Below are 19863 nucleotides of genomic sequence, written 5' to 3'. Positions count from 1 at the left end.
CCTCCGCTACCAGCGAACACCCTTGCGCTCCCGAATGCACGCGTACGCCCCATCACGGACACATTGCGTGTGCGGCGGCCGACCGAACGTCACTTCGGGGACCCGTCCCGGGCGTAACCAACGCGCCCCCGACGGAGTTCCACGGACATGGCCATCACCGTCCCGCTTCCCCGTACGCCGCCCGACGGCGGCCTCGCGCGGTGGTACGAGCACGAGCTCGGCTGGGCGACGGTGGCGGGCCCGCCGGTGCAGCTGGTCACGGGGCTGCGCTTCGACGTCCTGGAGCTGCCCGCCGAGGCCGGCAGGGGCGTGCTGCGGCGGATCGGCCCGGCGACCGGTCCCGTGGCCCTGCTCGGGCGCCGGATGCGGCTGCTCGTGGCCGCGGGTAGCGCGGAGGAGCTACCGGGCCTGCTCGACTGGCTCGAGTGGGGCGGGATCTCGCTCGATCTCGCGGTACTCGGCGCCGACGGCCGGATGACCGCGCCCCTTCCCCCGGGGCGGGGCGGATCCGGCGCGCCTGGCGCCGCCGTGTGGCTGCGGGCCCCGGCACCGGGCCGCGAGGTCGAGTCCTCGCTGCCGGCGCTGCGGTCCGCGCCCTGGGGCGACGCGGGTGCCCCCTGCCTGGTACGTCTCGTGGCAGCCGCCGCCGCGGAGTGCCACCGGGTGCGGCTGCTGAGTGCCCGGGCCCGGAGGCCTGAGGCTCAGCAGCTGCCGCCTCAGCGGTTCGCGTCCTCGTAGGCAGCCTTGATGTCGGCGGGAACGCGACCACGGTCGTTCACGTTCATGCCGTTCTCCTTGGCCCACGCGCGAATCTTCGCGGTGTCCGGGCTGCCCGCCGCCACGGCACGGCCCTTGCCGCGCCCACCGGTGGTGCGGCCGCCGGTGCGACGACCGCTCTTGGTGTACGGCTCGAGCAGGCCACGGAGCTTTTCCGCGTTGGCGGTGGTGAGGTCGATCTCGTAGGTCTTGCCGTCCAGCGCGAACGTCACGGTCTCGTCCGCCTCGACGCCGTCGAGGTCGTCGACAAGAAGGACCTGAACCTTCTGTGCCACCGGATTTCCTTTCATCGAAAATGCAGTACGCGGAAAGGAAACCGCTTTTCCCGGAAAAACACAAACCCCTGGCAGAGGTTCAGAACCTCGGCAACGCGGGAAACGTGCGCGATTCGGACATAGGGTTCCGTGCGGCGTTCCATGTGGCGTTCCATGTGGCGTTCAGGGCCGGGTTCCGGGTCACAGGTGCAGAAGCATCCGGCTGTTGCCCAAGGTGTTCGGCTTCACTCGTTCGAGACCGAGGAACTCGGCGACTCCCTCGTCATAGGAACGGAGCAGCTCGCTGTAGACATCTCCGTCGACCGGGGTCTCGCCGATCTCGACGAAGCCGTGCTTCGCGAAGAAGTCGACTTCGAAGGTCAGGCAGAATACCCGCCGCACCCCGAGCCATCGGGCGGTGTGCAGCAACTTGTCCAGCACCTGATGTCCGACACCGGCTCCCTTGAACTCGGGATCGACGGCGAGAGTGCGTACTTCGGCGAGGTCTTCCCACATCACATGGAGGGCGCCGCAGCCGACGACGGTGGCGTCCTCGTCGCGTTCCGCGACCCAGAACTCCTGGATGGACTCGTAAAGGGTGACGGTCGCCTTGTCGAGCAGGATGCCGCGCCGGACGAACGGTTCGACGAGACGCTGGACCGCGGCGACATCGCCGGTGCGGGCCCTTCGTACGGTGACGGTTTTGGCGGAGGCCCCGGAAGCGGCCCGGGAAGCAGACGGCGACATGGGGGGGACGCTATCGCTCCTGCGCTCCGGTGCCTTCGGCGCCCTGCTCGGGCGGGGTGGCGATCGGGTTGTCGCGCTGGACGATTCGGATGGCGTCGTTCAGGGCTTCGCGCTGGTCGTGGGACATCATCCCGAAGAAGGCGATGAGCGCCGCCGCCGGGTTGTCGCTCTGGGCCCAGGCCTCGTTCATCAGCGCGGCGGCGTATGCGGCGCGGGTGGAGACCGCCGTATATCGATAGGCGCGGCCTTCGACTTCTCTGCGGACCCAGCCCTTCTGATGAAGATTGTCCATGACGGTCATGACGGTGGTGTAGGCGATGGACCGTTCCCGCTGAAGGTCCTCCAGAACTTCCCGGACGGTCACCGGACGGTTCCATTGCCAGACGCGCGTCATGACGGCGTCTTCGAGATCTCCCAATGGACGGGGCACAACGTCACTTTAGTGCGAAAAACGCCGATAAGGGGCTATTGAGCGAGGGAGACACAGCAAAAGGACGTACGACCGTGAAGGGTCGTACGTCCCGGGCGGTGCGGTGCCGGCGGCCGCCAGGTGGCGCTGCCGTCGGCTAGGAGGTGGCGGGGCCGTCCGCCTGGCGGGTGGCCTCGGCGCGGGCGAGGGCGGCGTCCACGACCGCGTCCTCCTTGGCCTTGTTCGGGCCGCCCTGGCTCTTGACGATCGTGACGACGAGGCCGATGAAGAACGCGGCCATCACGACGGGGGGCAGGAGCGCGGATACGTAGTCCATGCCGACCAGAGTAGCTATCCTGCGGCCCGTTCCTCGGGCGGGGGCGGGGGTACGGGCCTCCGGCGCGGCGGGAACACCTCGGAGGGCTTGGGCACCGGGCGCTCCGCCGGGGCGGGTGGCGTCGGCTTGGGCTCGTCGGCCGCGGCGCGTCCGCCGGGCAGGGCGAGCAGCCTGGCCCTGGGGGCGGTGGTCCGGCTGGGGGTCTCGGTGGCCTGGGAGACCCGCGCCAGGCGCGCGCGTACGGAGCGCTCGGCGAGGGTCTGGCAGCGGGCGAGCAGTCCGGCGGCCCTGGGGTCGTGGCGCAGCGCGCGCAGGGCGGCGAGGTCGTCGGCGGCGGGGTCGTACCCGGCGGCCAGCGCGTCCTGGAGGAGCCCCAGGTAGCCGCTGAGGGAGCCGGGGAGCGCCTCGCGGTAGCGGGCCAGGTCGTCGAGGAGGAAGGCGCGCAGCCGGCCTGCCTCCTGTACGGCCTCGTCCACGGCTGCGGCCAGGTGCAGCGCGTCCCGGACGTCCTCGTCCTGGAGGGGGGCGGGGTGGAGGGCGATGGCGAGGGCACGGCGGAGCACACGCAGCTCGTCCGCGCTGAACGCCATGCCGCCGCGGGATCCGTATGGCGTGGGCATGGGCCGACGATACGCGCTAATCGGACAATTTTCTCTTAGCGATCATTCCGGCGCGCCGACGGCGGCCCCCGGTGGGGGCCCCGGCTCGTCGACCGCGGGCCTCGCCGGGCGCCGTCCCTCACCTGCGGGAGACGGTCACGGAAACGGTCACACGCGGGAGACGTTCACATGCGAATCACGATCACATGCGGGAGACGTTCCGCTCGTAGACCAGGCGCAGGCCGATGAGGGTCAGCCAGGGCTCGTGCTCGTCGATCTCCTTGGAGTCGGCGAGCACCATCGGCGCCAGCCCGCCCGTCGCGATCACCGTCACGTCCGACGGGTCGCCGTTGGGGCCGACGAGCTCCCGCTTCATGCGGGCGACGACGCCGTCGACCTGGCCCGCGTAGCCGTAGACGATGCCCGACTGCATGGCCTCGACCGTGTTCTTGCCGATCACGCTGCGCGGCCTGGCCAGCTCGATCTTGCGGAGCATGGCCCCCTTCACCCCGAGCGCCTCGACCGAGATCTCGATGCCCGGCGCGATCGCGCCGCCCGCGTACTCGCCGCGCGCGGTGATCGCGTCGTACGTCGTCGCCGTGCCGAAGTCGACGACGATCGCCGGGCCGCCGTAGAGCTCGACGGCGGCGACCGCGTTGATCACGCGGTCCGCCCCGACCTCCTTGGGGTTGTCCGTGAGGACCGGGACGCCGGTCTTGACGCCCGGCTCCACCAGGACCGCGGGGACGTCCCCGTAGTACCGCCGCGTCACCTCGCGCAGCTCGTGCAGCACCGAGGGGACCGTCGCGCAGATCGCGATCCCCTCGATGCCGTCGCTCAGCTCGACGCCGAGGAGCGGGTGCATGCCCATGAGGCCCTGCAGCAGGACCGCCATCTCGTCGGCCGTGCGGCTCGGATCCGTGGAGATCCGCCAGTGCTCGACGATCTCGTCACCGTCGAAGAGACCGAGGACCGTGTGCGTGTTGCCGACGTCGATGGTGAGCAGCATCAGGCCCGCACCTCGCGCAGGTCGAGGCCGATGTCGAGGATCGGGGAGGAGTGGGTGAGCCCGCCGACCGCCAGGTAGTCCACGCCCGTCGCCGCGTAGGCCGCCGCGTTCTCCAGGGTCAGCCGGCCGGAGGACTCCAGGACAGCGCGGCCGGCGACCAGCGCGACGGCCTCCTCCGTCTCGGCCGGGGTGAAGTTGTCGAGCAGGATCAGGTCGGCGCCCGCGTCCAGGACCTCGTGGACCTGGCGCAGGGTGTCGACCTCGACCTCGATCGGCAGTTCGGGGAACTGCTCGCGCACGGCCTTGAAGGCCTCGGCGACACCGCCGGCCGCCACCACGTGGTTGTCCTTCACCAGGGCCGCGTCGGACAGCGACATGCGGTGGTTGACGCCGCCGCCGCAGCGGACCGCGTACTTCTCCAGGGCGCGCAGGCCCGGCGTCGTCTTGCGGGTGTCGCGGACCTTGGCCTTCGTGCCCTCCAGGGCGTCCGCCCACGCGCGTGTGGCGGTGGCGATGCCGGAGAGGCGGCACAGGATGTTGAGCGCGCTGCGCTCGCCGGTGAGCAGGTCGCGGGTGCGGGCGGTGACGCTGAGGAGCAGGTCCCCGGCCTCGACGCGGTCGCCGTCCTCGACGTGGCGCTCGACCTCGAACTCGTCCGCGCACACGATGGACAGCACGGCCTCGGCGACCCGCAGACCGGCGACGACACCGGCCTCGCGGGCGGTGAAGTCGGCGGTGGCGACGGCGTCCTCGGGGACGGTCGCGACCGTCGTCACATCGACCCCGCCGTCGAGGTCCTCGGCGATCGCGAGGTGGGCGATGTCCTCGACCTGGACCGGGTCGAGACCGGCGTCCGCGAGGAGCCCTGCGAGCGCGGGGTCGAGCCCGCACTCGAACTCCTCGCCGCCGTCGCAGGCGCAGCCGTCGCCGCAGCCTTCGGTCTCGTCGGAGGAGACCGTGTTGATCTGGATCAGAGGGACGTCCACGGGCTCGGGACGGGCTTCCTCGGGCGTGGTCACTTACGGCTCCCTGGGGGCGTCGGCGGTGGGGGGAAGGTCATGGCTGGCGGTCGCCCGGACGTCGAGGTTCCGCTCGGGCGTCAGGCGTACGACGAGATGGCGGCGCCAGTCCGTGTCGTCGCGGTCCGGGTGGTCCTCGCGCCAGTGGCAGCCGCGGGTCTCCTCGCGGCGGCGGGCGGCGGCGACGAGCACCCGGGCGACGCACAGCAGGTTGGTGGTCTCCCAGGAGTCCACGCCCGGTTCGGCCGCCTTGGTGTCGTCGGTGCCGCCCGCGAGGGCGTCGCCGTGCAGGGCGTCGAGGGCCTCGGCGGCCTCCCGCAGGCTGGCCTCGGAGCGCAGCACGCCGGCGCCGGCCGTCATGATCCGCTGGATACGGGTCCTGGCGCCGCCCACGGGCAGCGGCAGGGTCACCGGGGCCGGGTGCGGCACCGGGGCACCGGCCACGCGCGGGGCGGCGGCCGTGATGTCGTCGGCGATCCGCTCGGCGAAGACCAGGCCCTCCAGGAGCGAGTTCGAGGCGAGCCGGTTGGCGCCGTGGACGCCCGTGCAGGCGACCTCGCCGCAGGCGTACAGGCCGGGGACGGTCGTCCGCCCACGCAGGTCCGTACGGACGCCGCCGGAGGCGTAGTGGGCGGCGGGTGCCACCGGGATGGGCTCCGTCACCGGGTCGATGCCGTGGGAGCGGCAGGCCGCCAGGATCGTCGGGAAGCGCTGCTCCCACATCTCGGCGCCGAAGTGGCGGGCGTCGAGGTACATGTGCTCGGTGCCCTGCTCCTGCGTCCGGCGCATGATCGCCTTGGCGACGATGTCCCGGGGCGCCAGCTCGGCCAGCTCGTGCTGTCCGGTCATGAAGCGGACGCCGTCGGCGTCGACCAGGTACGCGCCCTCGCCCCGTACCGCCTCGGAGACCAGCGGCTGCTGGCCCTCGGATCCGGCGCCCAGGAAGAGCACCGTGGGGTGGAACTGGACGAACTCCAGGTCGGAGACCTCGGCGCCGGCGCGCAGCGCGAGCGCCACGCCGTCGCCGGTGGAGACGGCCGGGTTGGTGGTGGCGGAGAAGACCTGGCCCATGCCGCCGGTCGCGAGGACCACCGCGGGCGCGTGGACGGCGCCGACGCCGTCGTGCTGCCCCTCGCCCATGACGTGCAGCGTCACGCCGGCCGTACGGCCCTCGGCGTCCGTCAGGAGGTCCAGGACGAGGGCGTGCTCGATGGTGCGCACGCCCCGGTCCCGTATCGCCTCGACGAGGGCGCGGGAGATCTCGGCGCCGGTCGCGTCACCACCCGCGTGGGCGATGCGGCGGCGGTGGTGGCCGCCCTCGCGGGTCAGCGCGATCTCGCCGTCGGCGTTCTTGTCGAAGTCGGCGCCGGTCGCGATCAGGCGGCGGACGGCGTCGGGACCCTCGGTGACGAGGGCCCGCACGGCCCGCTCGTCGCAGAGGCCGGCGCCGGCGACCAGGGTGTCGTCGAGGTGCTGCTCGGGGGTGTCGCCCTCGCCGAGCGCGGCGGCGATGCCGCCCTGCGCCCAGCGGGTGGATCCGTCGTCGAGGGTGGCCTTGGTGACGACGACCGTACGGAGCCCGGCGGCGGTGCAGCGCAGGGCGGCGGTGAGACCGGCGACGCCGGAGCCCACGACGACGACGTCGGCTTCGATGGCCCAGCCGGGCGCGGGGGCGTGCAGCCGTATTCCGGTCACTGGGTGGCTCCGAAGGTCAAGGGGGTGTTGTCGATGAGCCGGGTGGTCCCGACCCGCGCGGCGACGGCGAGGATCGCGTCCCCCGCGTGGTCGTCGGCGACCTCCGTGAAGTCGGCCGGATCGACGAGGGCCAGGTAGTCGAGGACGAGCGGGGGATCGGCCTTCGCCGCGTCGTCGAGGACGGCACGGGCGGCGGCCCGTACGGCCCCCGCGCCGTGGCCCTCGGCCGCCTGGGCGACCGCGTGGGCGTCGGCGGCGGCCCGCGCCTCGCCGAGCCGGGAGAGCGCCTCCGCGCGGTTCTCGGCCCGGTTCTGGGCGCCGGGCAGGGACGCGGCACGCGCGCGCAGTGCCTCCTGGGCGGCGAGCCGGTCACTGGCGGAGAACAGCGCGTGCGACAGCGCGAGCGCGGTGCGGCGCTCCTGTGCCGACAGGTAGCGGTTGCGGCTGGAGAGGGCGAGGCCGTCGCTCTCCCGGACGGTCGGCACGCCGACGATCTCCACCGGGAAGTTCAGGTCGCGGGCCATGCGGCGGATCAGGGCCAGCTGCTGCGCGTCCTTCTGGCCGAAGAAGGCCAGGTCGGGCGCGGTGAGGTGGAGGAGCTTGGCGACGACGGTCAGCATGCCGTCGAAGTGGCCGGGCCGCGAGGCGCCTTCGAGGCGCTCGCCCATGGGTCCCGCGGTGATCCTGACCTGGGGCTCGCCGCCCGGGTAGACCGCGTCGACGGAGGGCGCGAAGACGACGCTCGCGCCCGCGGCGAAGGCCAGTTCCAGGTCGGCTTCGAGGGTGCGCGGGTAGCGGTCGAGGTCCTCGCCCGCGCCGAACTGGAGGGGGTTGACGAAGACGGTGACGACGACGAAACCCTTGTCGCCGACGCGCTCGCGGGCGGTACGGATCAGGGTGGCGTGGCCCTCGTGGAGGGCGCCCATGGTCATCACGACGGCGTTGCGGCCGGGCAGCCCGTGGTGGGCGGCGGCGTACTTCAGGTCCTCGACCTCGGACACCAGCTCGGCGGGCCGGTGACGGACAGGGAGGCCGCTCCCGGCGCTCGTACGGGCGGACTGGCTCATCGGTCGTCTCCTTGCGGCCCGTCGGCCGCGGTGGTGCCCGCGGCCAGTACGCCGAGCAGGTCCTCGGCCAGTTCGGGCTTGAGCAGACCGTGCGCGAGCGCCCGGTCGGCGGTCGTGCGGGCCATCGCCAGATACCCGGCGACGGTGCCGGGAGCGTGCTTGCGCAGCTCGGCGACATGGGCGGCGACCGTACCGGCGTCACCGCGCGCGACGGGTCCCGTGAGGGCCCCGTCACCGGACCGCAGGGCGTTGTCCAGGGCGGCGCCGAGCAGCGGCCCGAGCATCCGGTCGGGCGCGGCGACCCCGGCCTTGCGCAGCAGCTCCATCGACTGGGCCACCAGGGTGACCAGGTGGTTCGCGCCGAGGGCGAGGGCCGCGTGGTACAGCGGACGGGCCTCCTCCGCGATCCACTCGGGCTCGCCGCCCATCTCGATCACCAGGGCCTCGGCGGCGAGCCGCAGCTCCTCGGGCGCGGTCACCCCGAAGGAGCAGCCGGCCAGGCGCTGGACGTCGACCTCGGTGCCGGTGAAGGTCATCGCGGGGTGCAGGGCGAGCGGCAGGGCGCCGGCCCGCCGCACCGGGTCGAGGACGTGTGCGCCGTACCGCCCGGAGGTGTGCACGATCAGCTGTCCGGGCCGTACGGCTCCGGTGTCGGCGAGGCCCTCGGCCAGACCGGGCAGCGCGTCGTCCGGCACGGTGAGCAGGACCAGGTCCGCGAGGGCGAGGACGCGCGCGGGCTCGACGACCGGGACCTCGGGCAGGAGGGCCGCGGCTCGACGCCTGGAGGCGTCGGAGACGGCGGAGACGGCGACGGGGCGGTGCCCGGCGAGCCGGAGGGCGGCGGCGAGGGCGGGGCCCACGCGGCCGGCGCCCACGACCCCGACGGTGAGGCGGGCGGGTCGGTCCTCGGCGCGGGTCTCCGAAGTTCGGGGCTCCGTGGCTCGGGGTTCCGCGGCTCGGGGCTCTGGCGCTGCTGGTGCGTTCACGGTGGGGACGGCCTTCCGTTCCAGTCCTCGGCGGGTACCGGACGATTTCTGGTCATGCTACGCCAGCGTTTCGCGCTGCCATGTGGCTGTCCACAGGGTGTGGGCGGTGGTGTGATGATCGGCCCATGAAACCTGCGAGCCCTGCGGAGAATCCTGTGGAGAGTCCTGAGGAAGGTTCTGTGGAGAGTTCCGGGGAGAGTTCGGAGGAGAGTTCCGTGGACGAGGAAGCGGTCCGGCTCCGTCAGGCGAAGGCGTGGGCCGGCGCCGACCGCAAGCTGTGGGTCGCCCCGTCGGACAGCACGGTGAGCACGCGCCTGCGTGAGCTCGCCGACTGGACGGAGGCGTCCGCGCACGGCGAGGGGCCGGTCGACATGTACGGGGACGGGCCGGTCGAGGAGCTGGAGCAGCGCGTCGCCGAGCTGCTCGGCCACCCCGCCGCCGTCTTCTTCCCCACCGGCACCATGGCCCAGCAGGTGGCGCTGCGCTGCTGGGCGGGCCGGACCGGCAGCCCCGTCGTCGCCCTCCATCCGCTTGCCCACCCCGAGGTCCACGAGGGCGGCGCGTTCGGGGCCGTCTCCGGGCTCCGTACGGTCCACCCCACCGACGCGCCCCGGCTGCCGACGGCCGAGGAGGTACAGGACCATCCCGAGCCCTTCGGGACGCTGATGCTGGAGCTGCCGCTGCGGGAGGCCGGTTTCGTCCTGCCGTCCTGGGACGAGCTGACCGATGTGGTGGAGGCGGCCCGGGAGCGGGACGCGGTGGTCCACTTCGACGGGGCGCGGCTCTGGGAGTGCCCGACGCGTTTCGGCCGTCCGCTCGCGGAGATCGCGGGGCTCGCCGACAGCGTGTACGTCTCGTTCTACAAGTCCCTCGGCGGACTGTCAGGCGCCGCGCTCGCCGGCCCCGAAGACGTCATGGCGGAGGCGCGGGTCTGGCGGCACAGGTACGGGGGCCTGGTCTTCCAGCAGTACCCGGCGGCGCTCTCCGCGCTCCGGGGCCTGGACGTCGAGCTGCCCCGGCTGCCCTCGTACGTGACCCACGCGCGCGTGGTGGCCGACGCGGTGCGGGAGGCGTTCGAGGAGGCCGGCACGGGCTGGTTCCGGGTCCACCCGGAGACCCCGCACACCCACCAGTTCCGGGTCTGGCTGCCGTACGACGCCGAGACCCTGACGGCGGCGGCCCTCGCCCAGGCCGAGGCCACCGGCACGGTTCTCTTCCGCCGCTGGTTCACCCCGGACCCGGGCGGTCCGCCGGGCGTCGCCGTGACCGAGCTGACGGTGGCGGGGCCCGGCCTGGAGTGGACGGCGGAGGACGTGAAGACGGCGGTACGGGACTTCCTGACCCGCATCGAGGGCTGAGCACCGGCCTGTCGGCGGGCCGGGAGGCGGGGCCCGAGGCGAGGCCGGGAAGCGGGGCCGGAAGGCAGGGCCCGGAGGCGAGGCCGGGAAGCGGGGCCGGAAGGCAGGGCCCGGAGGCGAGGCCCGCCGTCAGGACACGCTCCCGTTCCTTCGGTGCCACAGCGCCGTGCGGAGACGGCCCCGCGCCCGGCGGCCCGCCAGGACCCGCTCGAAGCGGCGCCGTGCGCGGACCGCCCGCAGGACGGCGATGTCATGGGTGCCGGGCGCCGGGGGTGCCGGCTCCCCGAGCCGATCGGCGCGGTACGTGTCGAAGAGGTACTGATGCAGCGCGTTCATGGCCTCACCGTGCGCCGCGCCCCGGCCTCCTCGCGCGCCGATTGACCGCACCCGTCAAACGGCGCCCGAGGTCCTGCCGGCCCGTCGATTGACGGCCCTCGTCAAACGGCGCGACACCACCCCTGCCGCACCCCTCACCATGGACGGGTGAGCGTGACCATCGACATCACAGGACTGCCGCAGGAGCGCATCGTCTTCTGCCCCTCGCCCCTGGCCGAGCTGGGCGCCGCCCTGCACGCCCTTGCCGAGCCCGCGCACCACCCCCGGCTCCACGCCTGGACGACCACGACCTCCGCCGCCCTCAAGCCCGAGCTGGCGGACCGGCTCCACGAGGCCGACTTCATGTGGAACTCCACCCGCTCCGACATCCTGCTGCCCGCGCGGCCCCGGGAGACCCTCGCCGAGGAGCTGGACGACCTCGACCGCATGGACGACGAGAAGTTCGTCGGCTCCGCCCTGGAGATCTCCTGCAACAGCAAGTACAAGCAGGGCGCCCCCTCGCCGCTCGTCGACGAGCGGATGCGCCGCCGCGCCCTCGACCTGGCCGCCGCACGGGGGCCCCGGCAGACCGCCTTCGTGGAGCGGATGCTGGCCGATCCGCCCGGCACGCGCGCGTGGATCCGGCGGCTCCTCGAGGACTGCGAGGAGGCGTTCTTCGCCGACACCTGGCGCCGGGTCGGCATCCAGCTCGCCGCCGACGCCCGCCACAAGACCGAGCTGATGCGCCGCAAGGGCCTCGCCCACGCCGTCTCCGCGGCCTCGTCCGCGATGGCCCTCGAGGAGGACGAGCAAGGGTCTCGGATCGTCGTCGACAAGCTGGTCCAGGGGTACACGAGCGCCGAGGGCACCGGTGTGACGTTCCTGCCGACCGCCTTCGGCTGGCCGCACCTCTTCGCGCTGCACGCGCCCGGCTGGCAGCCGGTCGTCCAGTACCCGGTGCCCGCCGGCGACGTCGGCGGCGCCGCCGCGACCGAACTGGTCACACTGCGCCTGGACGCCCTCGCCCACCCCATGCGAATGCGGCTCTGCCGCAGCCTGGCCCGCGGCTCGAACACGACGAGCGAGCTGGCCGACGCGTACAACATCACCGCCCCCGAGGTCTCCCGGCACCTCGCCGTCATGAAGAAGGCCGGGCTGCTCACCACCCAGCGCCGCGGCCGGTACGTGCTCCACCAGCTCGACGTCTCCGTCGTCGCCCGCCTCGGCAGCGACTTCCTGGAGTCGGTGCTGCGGTAGCGGGCGAGGCGCGCGCGAGGAAGGGCGGGCCCTACACCGCGCCGCCGCCCGCCCGGACGAGCCCCGACTCGTACGCGAGGACGACGACCTGAACACGGTCGCGCAGCCCCAGCTTGGTCAGGATCCGGCCGACGTGGGTCTTCACCGTCGCCTCCGACAGGACCAGCCGGGCGGCGATCTCGCCGTTCGACAGGCCCTGCGCGACGAGCATCATCACCTCGCGCTCCCGGTCCGTGAGCCGTGCGAGGGCAGTGTCGACGGCGCGGGTCTCCGTGCCCGTCGACGGCAGCATCGGCGAGAAGCGGTCGAGCAGCCGGCGGGTGGTCGAGGGCGCCACCACGGCGTCGCCGCTGTGCACCGAGCGGATCGCCCCGAGCAGCTCCGCCGGGGGCACGTCCTTCAGCATGAAGCCGCTCGCGCCCGCCTTCAGCCCCGAGAACGCGTACTCGTCGAGGTCGAACGTGGTCAGGATCAGCACCTTCGGGGCGTCCGGCTGCGAGCAGATCCGCCGGGTCGTCTCCACCCCGTCGAGCTTGGGCATGCGCACGTCCATGAGGACGACGTCGACCGCCGTCGCCCGCAGCACCTCGAGGGCCTCGACCCCGTCGCCCGCCTCCGCCACGACCTCCATGTCCGGCTGGGCGGCCAGCACCATGCGGAAACCGGTACGCAGGAGCACCTGGTCGTCGACGAGCATCACGCGGATGGACATCTGATTCCTTCGGGGTCGTCAGTGAGCGGGCTTGAGGGGAAGCAGTGCGCTGATGCGGAAGCCGCCGCCGGGACGCGGTCCCGCGTCCAGCGTGCCGCCGACCATGCCGACCCGCTCCCGCATGCCGATCAGACCATGGCCCCGGCCGTCGGCGCCCCCGTCCTCGTACATCTCCTGGGGCGCGCCCCGGCCGTCGTCCTCGACGAGCAGCCCGAGGCCGTCGTCGAAGTAGACCAGCCGGACGGCGGCACCGACGTCGGGACCGCCGTGCTTGCGCGTGTTCGTGAGGGCCTCCTGCACGATCCGGTACGCGGTGAGCTCGACGCCGCTGGGCAGCGGGCGCGGGCTCCCCTCGATCGCGAAGTCCACGGTGAGACCGGCGCCGCGCACCTGCTCGACGAGGTCCTCGATCTGCTTCACGTCCGGCTGCGGCACGTACTCCCCGGCCTCCTGGTGCTCACCGGTGCGCAGGATGCCGAGGAGTCTGCGCATCTCGGCGAGCGCCTGCCGGCCCGTGGTGGAGATGGTCTCCAGAGCCTGCTTGGCGGTCTCCGGGGAGGAGTCCATGACGTAGGCGGCGCCGTCGGCCTGCACGACCATCACCGACACGTTGTGCGCGACGACGTCGTGCAGCTCGCGGGCGATCCTGGCCCGCTCGGCGGCGACCGCGACCTTGGCCTGGGCCTCGCGCTCCTTTTCCAGACGGGAGGCCCGCTCCTCCAGCTGCGCGAAGTAGGCGCGGCGGGTGCGGAGCGAGTCGCCGAGGACCCAGGCGAGCGCGAACGGCACGGTCATGATCACCGTGAAGAAGACCTTGGCCGCGCCGGACCCGGCCTCCTCCATGGGCCATCTCAGCTGGGAGAGCGTGGAGGCGCTGAGGCCGCCGGCGAGCGCGAGACGGGACGCCCAGCGGGGTCCGTCGTGCGCCGCGACGGTGAAGACGATCACGAGCATGGCGAAGTCGGCGATGAACGGCATCAGGCCGAAGCCGAGCTGCGCGACACCGAGGCCGACCGCGAGGAGCAGCATCTTCTCGGGGGCGCGCCGCCGCAGGGCCACCACCAGGGAGTAGAGCGCGGACACGACGCCGTACCCGACGAGGTTCCCGCTCTCGGGGTCCGAGGACCCCACCCACAGCAGGGACAGCCCGAGGAGGACGACGGCCCAGAAGGTGTCGACGCCCGTCGGGTGTCTGCGGATGAAGTCGTAGAGGCGCTGCACGTCACCCAGAGTAAAGAAGAGGGGGAGGCACACGGATCAACCGTGGGGTCGATCCTTGACACGGGACCCGTACTCCCCGGGGTGGAGACTGGGGCCCGTGACGGATGAGACGTGTCAGTGGCAGGGGTGGCGCCAGGCCACGGAACGGGCGTTGTACGGCCCCGGAGGCTTCTATCTGCGCCCCGAGGGGCCCGCGGGGCACTTCCGCACCTCGGTGCACGCCTCGCCGCTCTTCGCGGCGGCCGTGGCGCGGCTGCTCCGCGAGGTCGCGGAGGAGCTGGGGACGGCGGAGGCCGACATCGTGGACGTCGGCGCGGGCCGCGGTGAACTGCTCGCGGGGGTGCTCGCCGCGACGGAGGGCAGCGGCCTCGCCGTCCGGGCGTACGCCGTCGAGCGCGCCGCCCGCCCGGCCGGGCTCGACGACCGCGTCGTCTGGACCGACCGGCCGCCCCAGGGGGTACGGGGGCTGCTCTTCGCGAACGAGTGGCTCGACAACGTGCCGGTGGACGTGGCCGAGGCGGACGCGGAGGGCACGGTCCGGTACGTGGAGGTCCGCGCCGACGGCGCCGAGCGGCTCGGCGCGCCCGTCGCGGGCCCTGACGCGGAGTGGCTGGCCCGCTGGTGGCCGCTGCGGGAGCCGGGTGCGCGGGCCGAGATCGGCCGGCCGCGGGACGAGGCCTGGGCGGCGGCGGTGGCCTCCCTGTCGGCGGGCCGCGCGGTGGCCGTCGATTACGCGCACGTACGGGACTCCCGGCCGCCCTTCGGCTCCCTGACCGGCTTCCGCGCGGGCCGCGAGGTGCCGCCGGTCCCGGACGGCAGCTGCGACCTGACCGCCCACGTGGCACTGGACGCGTGCGCGGATCCGGCGGCGGGCCCGGTCGGCGAGGGGCACGCGCGAGCGTCCGGGGCGGCGGGTCCGGGGCTTCCCGCGGCCGAGCTGCTCACCCAGCGGGAGGCGCTGCGGCGGCTCGGGGTGTCCGGGGAGCGGCCGCCGCTCGCGCTCGCCTCGACCGATCCCGCCGGGTACGTCCGCGCGCTCGCCGCCGCCGGCGAGGCCGCCGAACTCACCGCCCGCGGCGGTCTCGGCGACTTCCTCTGGCTGACCCAGCGGGTCCCCGCGGCGAACTGACCCCGGGGTCCGCCTCCGCGGCTTCGTGGGCGGGACTTCCGGGGGCCGGGGCGCGGGGGATACTGGCCGCATGACGGAGACGACGGTCGGCATCGGCGGCGCGGCGGAGAGCACCGACATGGTGCTGAACATCGGGCCGCAGCATCCCTCGACCCACGGTGTGCTCCGGCTCCGGCTCGTGCTCGACGGCGAGGTCGTCCGGCAGGCCGAGCCGGTGATCGGCTACATGCACCGCGGCGCCGAGAAGCTCTTCGAGGCGCGGGACTACCGGCAGATCATCATGCTGGCCAACCGTCACGACTGGCTGTCCGCCTTCTCCAACGAGCTGGGCGTCGTCATGGCCGTCGAGCGGATGCTGGGCATGGAGGTCCCGGAGCGCGCGGTGTGGACCCGTACGCTCCTCGCCGAGCTGAACCGGGTCCTCAACCACCTCATGTTCCTCGGTTCGTACCCCCTCGAACTGGGCGGGATCACTCCCGTCTTCCACGCCTTCCGGGAGCGCGAGGAGCTCCAGGCGGTGATGGAGGAGGTCTCCGGCGGCCGGATGCACTACATGTTCAACCGGGTCGGCGGCCTCAAGGAGGACCTGCCCGCCGGCTGGCTCGGCCGGGCGCGGCAGGCCGTCGCGGACGTGCGCTCGCGGATGGACGTGTACGACCGGCTGGTCCTCGGCAACGAGATCTTCCGGGGCCGTACGCGCGGGGTCGGCGTCCTGTCGCCTGCCGCGGTCCACGCGTACGGCGTGTCGGGTCCCATCGCCCGCGCCTCCGGCGTCGACTTCGACCTGCGCCGCGACGAGCCGTACCTCGCCTACGGGGAGCTCCAGGACACCCTGCGGGTCGCCGTGCGCCAGGAGGGCGACTGCCTGGCCCGGTTCGAGTGCCTGCTCGACCAGACGCACAACTCGCTGGACCTGGCGGACGCCTGCCTGGACCGGATGGCGGAGCTGCAGCCGGGGCCGATCAACCAGCGGCTGCCGAAGGTGCTGAAGGCGCCGGAGGGCCACACGTACGCGTGGACCGAGAACCCGCTCGGCGTCAACGGCTACTACCTGGTGTCGAAGGGCGAGAAGACCCCGTACCGGTTGAAGCTGCGCTCGGCCTCGTTCAACAACATCCAGGCGCTGGTCGAGCTGCTGCCCGGGACGCTCGTCGCGGACATGGTGGCGATCCTGGGTTCGCTGTTCTTCGTCGTCGGCGACATCGACAAGTAGCCGAGCGGCCGACGAGCCGAGCAGCTGAGGAGCGGACGAGCGGAGCCGGCTCGTCCGCCCTCCGGTCCGTCAGGAGTTGACCGCTCCGCGCAGCTCGGCCAGGTCGAGCTGCTCGGTCTCGTCGTGCGCGGTCAGGTCGATGACGTGACCGACCGCCTGGGACGGGGCCGTGACGCCCGGGGCGAGCGGGTTGCCCGCGGTGCCGCCGGGGGTGACGACCGGGGTGAGGAGCGGCGTGCCGAGCGCCGTCCGGGCCGCCAGGACCTCTTCGAGGACCTCCTCGCCCACGACGTCGGCGAGGTCCGTGTTCTGTACGGCCTCGATGGCCGCCGCCGCCTTCTGCGTACCGAAGAAGTCGAAGCCGCCCTCGGGGCGCGGGACGGGCCTGCGCGCCGCGTACGGGACGATCGCGGTCGCGGTCGGCACCGCCGGCACCCTCGTGGAGGCGGGCGGGACGGGCGCGGCCGGCGGGAGCGCGAGGGCGGGGGCGGCCGGGCGGGAGTGCTGCTCGGATCCGGCGGCCGCCGCGTGCTTCCCCTGCGGCTCCTCCGTCTCGCGGGCCCGCTCGGCGAGGTCACGCGCGCGTGCCGCCTCCGCGGTACGGCGGGCCTGCTGTGCGGCGGCGTTGCGCGGGAGGTCGCGCAGCGCCTGGGCGGCGCGGCGGTAGGCCTCGGGGGTGGGCTTGGAGCCACCGGCCGGCAGCGCCCTGGCGGCGCCGGAGGCCGCGTCGGATCCGGCGCCGGACTCCTTGTCCGTCGTCTCCAGGGCGAGGACGCGACGGCCTTCGAGGGCGCTGGCCCGCTCGGTCTCGGCGGTGGCGTACCGGCGGAGCAGGTCGGCGTGCTCGCCGCGCAGCCCGGCGAGCTCCACGCGCTTGGCGCGGAGCTTGGCGTCGAGCCGGGAGCGCAGCGCGCGGGACTCCTCCAGGTCGGACTCCAGCTCGGCGAGCCGTTCCTCCGCCTTCCACTGGTCGGCGGTGCGGGCCCGGTCGAGCTCGGCGACCCTCAGGCCGGCGCCCCGGTCCCAACTGCGCATGAGGACGGCACCGGTGACGGCCGCGACCGCCGCCGCCACGGCGAGCAGGCGCACGACCAGCAGATCGCCGGGCAGCCAGGCGGCCGCGGCACACACGACCGCGGCGCCGGCGACCGCTGAGGGCGGCAGCAGCTTGTGCAGAGGCGGGGAATGGCGGTGGCGTCCACGTGGCATGGCCTGAAATTTACCGTGCGTAGGGGCTGTGTGGGGCGTCGGCCCGGCAATCTCTTGGCCACTTCTCGCCATCAGAAGTGGAAATCCGTCGTTCCGGTTCCGTTTCGGGCCGACTCCCCTCAGCCGTCGCCTACTTGTTGAGCAGCCCCTTCGCCGTCAGGTACTCCTTGGCGACGTCCGCCGGCTTCGCCCGCTCGGCATCCACCTTGCGGTTGAGTTCGGCGAGATCCGCTGTGGTCAGCGCCTTGGTGATCTTGTCGAGGGCGGCGGCTATCTCCGGTGCGCCGGCGTCCTTCGCGTTGACCACGGGCACCACGTTGTCGGCGTTCTGCAGGTTCTTGTCGTCGTCGAGGAAGACAAGGCCGTAACTGTCGATCGTGGCGTCGGTGGTGGTCGTCAGGACGAGCTGGTCCACCCCGTCCTTGACCGCCTGCTTGGCCTGCGGGGTGCCGACACCCTTGGGGTCGATCCCGGCCACGTCGATCCCGTACGCCTTCTTCAGGCCCGGCGCGCAGAACGGCCGTACCGCGCATTCGTCACCGGCGGCGATCTTCACCTTCAGCTTCGCACGGCCGAGATCGGAAAGCGTCTTCAGCTTGTTCTTCTCGGCGAATTCCTTCGTCACCGCGAACGCGTTCTGATCGACCGCCTCGCCGAACGCCAGCACCTTCAGACCGCGCGGTTCGGCGAGCTTCCGCAGCGCGTCGACCGTGGCCGCCGCGTCACCGGACGCGACCGGCTTCTCCTCCGGCGCCTTCGGCCCGTTCACCTTCGCGTTGAGGAATTCCGCGATCGTCGCCGCGTATTCCGGTACGACGTCGATCTCGCCCTTCTCGAGGGAGGGCTCGTACAGCTCGCGATTCTTCACGGTGGTGATGGACACGGAGTATCCGGCGTCCCGCAGCACCTGCGCGTACAGCTCGGCGAGGACCTTGGCCTCGGTGAAGGCGGCCGCGCCGACCACCAGCGATCCGGCGCCGGGAAGCCCTGCGCTCCCGGAACCCTTCTCCTTGCCCTGCTCCAGGCTTTCACCGCCGCACGCGGCGAGCGCGACGGTCAGCGCCGTCGTACCCAGCACCGCGCCCGCGATACGCGAGACCCTGTTCACGAGATCACCCAATTCCAGTCAGCTTTTGATCGCTCTTGCACGTCTCGGTTCTGCACGCGTCGGTTTCGCACGCTTCGGTTCTGCACGCTTCGGTCCCGCGCGTCGTCCCACGAGCCGGTCCACGCCCACGAGCACGCCCTCCACCAGGAGGGCCAGCAGGGCCACGAGCACGGCGCCCGCGACGACCCGCGGGGTGTCGTACGTGGCGAAGCCGGCCGTGATGATCCGGCCCAGACCGCCCTGGCCGACCATCGCCGCGACCGTCGCCGTGGCGACCACCTGCACCGCGGCCGAACGCACCCCCGTCATCACCACCGGCCTGGCGAGGGGGAGTTCGACCTGCCGGAAGAGCTGGCCGCCTGTCATCCCCATGCCCCGCGCGGCCCGCACCGCGGCCCGGTCGACCTCCCGCACCCCCACGTACGCGTTGGTGAGGAGCGGCGGTATCGCGAACAGCACCAGGGCCACGACGGTCGGCACATAGCCGGCGTTCCGCAGGGGCGACACCATGAACAGGGCGAGGACCGCGAAGACGGGGATCGCCCGCCCCACGTTCGACACGTTCACCGCGAGCGCCCCGCCCCGGCCGAGATGCCCGAGCCACAGCCCCAGCGGCAGCGCCAGCGCCGCCGCGATCAGCAGCGCCGCCCCGCTCACGTACACGTGCTCGGCGAGCCGCTGCCCGACCCCCTCCTCGCCCGTCCAGTGCGCGCCGGTGGTGAGCCAGCCCCAGGTGTCCGTCACGATCACCGTCTCACCCACCTCCCGGCGCGGTCCGTATCCGGGTCCACGGCGTCAGCAGCCGCTGGAGTCCCAGGAGCAGCAGGTCGGCGGCGACGGCGAGCAGCACGCACAGCACCGAGGCCGCGAGCATCTGCGCCTTGAAGAAGGCCGGCAGCGCGTCCTCGATGAGGTTGCCGAGGCCGCCGCGTCCGACGACCGAACCGACCGTGGTCAGCGCGATCGTGGAGACCGTCGCCATCCGTATGCCGGCCATCAGCACCGGCAGCGCGAGCGGCAGCTCGACCTGCCAGAGCAGCCGCAGCGAGCCGTACCCCATGCCCCGGGCGGCCTCGCGCGTCTCGGCGGGCACCGCCGCGAGGCCCGCCAGGGTGTTCCGCACGAGGATCGTCAGCGCGTACAGCACGAGGCCGGTGACCACGAGCGCCGCCGACAGTCCGAAGAAGGGCAGCAGCAGGGAGAACATGGCGAGCGACGGAATCGTGTAGAGCAGGGTGGTCAGGCCCAAAACCGGTCCGGCGAAGCGGGGTCGGGCCCGGACGAGCAGCGCGAGCGGCACCGCGACGGCGAGCGCGATCAGCACGGACACGACCGTGATTCCCACATGCTGGAGCGTGGCGTCGACCAACTCCTGGGCGCGGGTGCGGAGATACTCCCCGCAGACCCAGTCGTTCGTGACCAGACAGTTCGGTGCGCTCATC

At 73.0% G+C, this 19863-nt stretch carries 22 protein-coding genes; 5 read left to right on the top strand and 17 right to left on the bottom strand.

Annotation, left to right across the window (positions count from 1 at the left end; all coding sequences use genetic code 11):
- The first annotated feature begins 147 nt into the window (after positions 1–147).
- On the top strand, positions 148–738 hold the full coding sequence (locus ACIA8N_RS32105) for an SCO3374 family protein (RefSeq protein WP_365784888.1): 591 nt from the start codon (positions 148–150) through the stop codon (positions 736–738).
- Here the strand turns inward: ACIA8N_RS32105 and ACIA8N_RS32100 are convergent.
- The 10 genes from ACIA8N_RS32100 to ACIA8N_RS32055 form a co-directional block, all read right to left on the bottom strand.
- Positions 717–1052 (bottom strand): Lsr2 family protein, encoded by a 336-nt coding sequence (locus tag ACIA8N_RS32100; RefSeq protein ID WP_030219825.1) that lies wholly within the window; start codon positions 1050–1052, stop codon positions 717–719. The two genes, ACIA8N_RS32105 and ACIA8N_RS32100, sit on opposite strands and share 22 nt — an antisense overlap.
- Positions 1053–1232: 180 nt before the next feature.
- Positions 1233–1778: an amino-acid N-acetyltransferase gene (locus ACIA8N_RS32095; RefSeq protein WP_030219827.1), complete on the bottom strand. Its 546-nt coding sequence runs from the start codon at positions 1776–1778 to the stop codon at positions 1233–1235.
- 10 nt (positions 1779–1788) lie between these two features.
- Positions 1789–2208, bottom strand: coding sequence for a BlaI/MecI/CopY family transcriptional regulator (locus ACIA8N_RS32090; RefSeq protein WP_365784891.1), 420 nt, complete (start codon positions 2206–2208; stop codon positions 1789–1791).
- Between the two features lie 136 nt (positions 2209–2344).
- Complete coding sequence (locus tag ACIA8N_RS32085; RefSeq protein WP_030554556.1) at positions 2345–2524, bottom strand: hypothetical protein; 180 nt, start codon at positions 2522–2524, stop codon at positions 2345–2347.
- Positions 2525–2538: 14 nt separating this feature from the next.
- Positions 2539–3114 (bottom strand): hypothetical protein, encoded by a 576-nt coding sequence (locus ACIA8N_RS32080; RefSeq protein WP_365784979.1) that lies wholly within the window; start codon positions 3112–3114, stop codon positions 2539–2541.
- 211 nt (positions 3115–3325) lie between these two features.
- Entirely contained in the window at positions 3326–4132 is an 807-nt protein-coding gene (locus tag ACIA8N_RS32075) for a type III pantothenate kinase (RefSeq protein WP_030219841.1), read from the bottom strand.
- Positions 4132–5151 (bottom strand): carboxylating nicotinate-nucleotide diphosphorylase, encoded by a 1020-nt coding sequence (gene nadC, locus ACIA8N_RS32070; protein WP_365784893.1) that lies wholly within the window; start codon positions 5149–5151, stop codon positions 4132–4134. Before nadC ends, ACIA8N_RS32075 begins: the two co-directional genes overlap by 1 nt.
- Entirely contained in the window at positions 5152–6846 is a 1695-nt protein-coding gene (locus ACIA8N_RS32065) for an L-aspartate oxidase (RefSeq protein WP_365784895.1), read from the bottom strand.
- Positions 6843–7913: a pantoate--beta-alanine ligase gene (panC, locus tag ACIA8N_RS32060; protein ID WP_365784897.1), complete on the bottom strand. Its 1071-nt coding sequence runs from the start codon at positions 7911–7913 to the stop codon at positions 6843–6845. Before panC ends, ACIA8N_RS32065 begins: the two co-directional genes overlap by 4 nt.
- Entirely contained in the window at positions 7910–8788 is an 879-nt protein-coding gene (locus ACIA8N_RS32055; protein WP_365784899.1) for a DUF2520 domain-containing protein, read from the bottom strand. The genes panC and ACIA8N_RS32055 overlap by 4 nt, the downstream gene beginning before the upstream one ends.
- Positions 8789–9024: 236 nt before the next feature.
- Here ACIA8N_RS32055 and ACIA8N_RS32050 point away from each other — a divergent pair, with 236 nt between their 5' ends.
- A complete protein-coding gene (locus tag ACIA8N_RS32050) occupies positions 9025–10257 on the top strand; it encodes a threonine aldolase family protein (RefSeq protein WP_399416848.1) in 1233 nt (410 codons plus the stop codon).
- 129 nt (positions 10258–10386) lie between these two features.
- On the opposite strand, the gene ACIA8N_RS32045 is transcribed toward ACIA8N_RS32050, so the two are convergent.
- Complete coding sequence (locus ACIA8N_RS32045) at positions 10387–10593, bottom strand: hypothetical protein (RefSeq protein WP_365784903.1); 207 nt, start codon at positions 10591–10593, stop codon at positions 10387–10389.
- 147 nt (positions 10594–10740) lie between these two features.
- Here ACIA8N_RS32045 and ACIA8N_RS32040 point away from each other — a divergent pair, with 147 nt between their 5' ends.
- Entirely contained in the window at positions 10741–11829 is a 1089-nt protein-coding gene (locus tag ACIA8N_RS32040; protein WP_399416847.1) for a DUF5937 family protein, read from the top strand.
- A 31-nt stretch (positions 11830–11860) separates the two neighbouring features.
- Here ACIA8N_RS32040 and ACIA8N_RS32035 read toward each other — a convergent pair whose 3' ends face one another.
- Both ACIA8N_RS32035 and ACIA8N_RS32030 read right to left on the bottom strand, forming a co-directional pair.
- On the bottom strand, positions 11861–12541 hold the full coding sequence (locus tag ACIA8N_RS32035; protein ID WP_365784905.1) for a response regulator transcription factor: 681 nt from the start codon (positions 12539–12541) through the stop codon (positions 11861–11863).
- An 18-nt stretch (positions 12542–12559) separates the two neighbouring features.
- Entirely contained in the window at positions 12560–13762 is a 1203-nt protein-coding gene (locus ACIA8N_RS32030; protein WP_365784907.1) for a sensor histidine kinase, read from the bottom strand.
- Between the two features lie 88 nt (positions 13763–13850).
- On the opposite strand from ACIA8N_RS32030, the gene ACIA8N_RS32025 reads away from it, so the two are divergent.
- Both ACIA8N_RS32025 and ACIA8N_RS32020 read left to right on the top strand, forming a co-directional pair.
- A complete protein-coding gene (locus tag ACIA8N_RS32025) occupies positions 13851–14891 on the top strand; it encodes an SAM-dependent methyltransferase (RefSeq protein WP_399416851.1) in 1041 nt (346 codons plus the stop codon).
- 70 nt (positions 14892–14961) lie between these two features.
- Complete coding sequence (locus ACIA8N_RS32020; protein ID WP_365784911.1) at positions 14962–16104, top strand: NADH-quinone oxidoreductase subunit D; 1143 nt, start codon at positions 14962–14964, stop codon at positions 16102–16104.
- Between the two features lie 69 nt (positions 16105–16173).
- Here ACIA8N_RS32020 and ACIA8N_RS32015 read toward each other — a convergent pair whose 3' ends face one another.
- The 4 genes from ACIA8N_RS32015 to ACIA8N_RS32000 form a co-directional block, all read right to left on the bottom strand.
- The gene (locus ACIA8N_RS32015) at positions 16174–17313 is read right to left on the bottom strand and encodes a hypothetical protein (RefSeq protein WP_365784913.1); all 1140 of its coding nucleotides are present in this window, start codon (positions 17311–17313) and stop codon (positions 16174–16176) included.
- Positions 17314–17443: 130 nt separating this feature from the next.
- Positions 17444–18421, bottom strand: coding sequence for an ABC transporter substrate-binding protein (locus ACIA8N_RS32010; protein WP_365784915.1), 978 nt, complete (start codon positions 18419–18421; stop codon positions 17444–17446).
- An 18-nt stretch (positions 18422–18439) separates the two neighbouring features.
- Entirely contained in the window at positions 18440–19171 is a 732-nt protein-coding gene (locus ACIA8N_RS32005) for an ABC transporter permease (protein WP_365784917.1), read from the bottom strand.
- 4 nt (positions 19172–19175) lie between these two features.
- Positions 19176–19862 carry an ABC transporter permease gene (locus ACIA8N_RS32000; RefSeq protein WP_365784919.1) on the bottom strand — a complete coding sequence of 229 codons (687 nt, stop codon included), beginning with the start codon at positions 19860–19862 and terminating at the stop codon, positions 19176–19178.
- Between the last annotated feature and the right edge of the window lies 1 nt (position 19863).

Source organism: Streptomyces sp. NPDC051822 (genome assembly GCF_044452745.1).
Classification (GTDB): domain Bacteria; phylum Actinomycetota; class Actinomycetes; order Streptomycetales; family Streptomycetaceae; genus Streptomyces.
The sequence above is the reverse complement of the archived record's forward strand: the minus strand, read 5'-3'. Positions and strand labels throughout refer to the sequence as shown.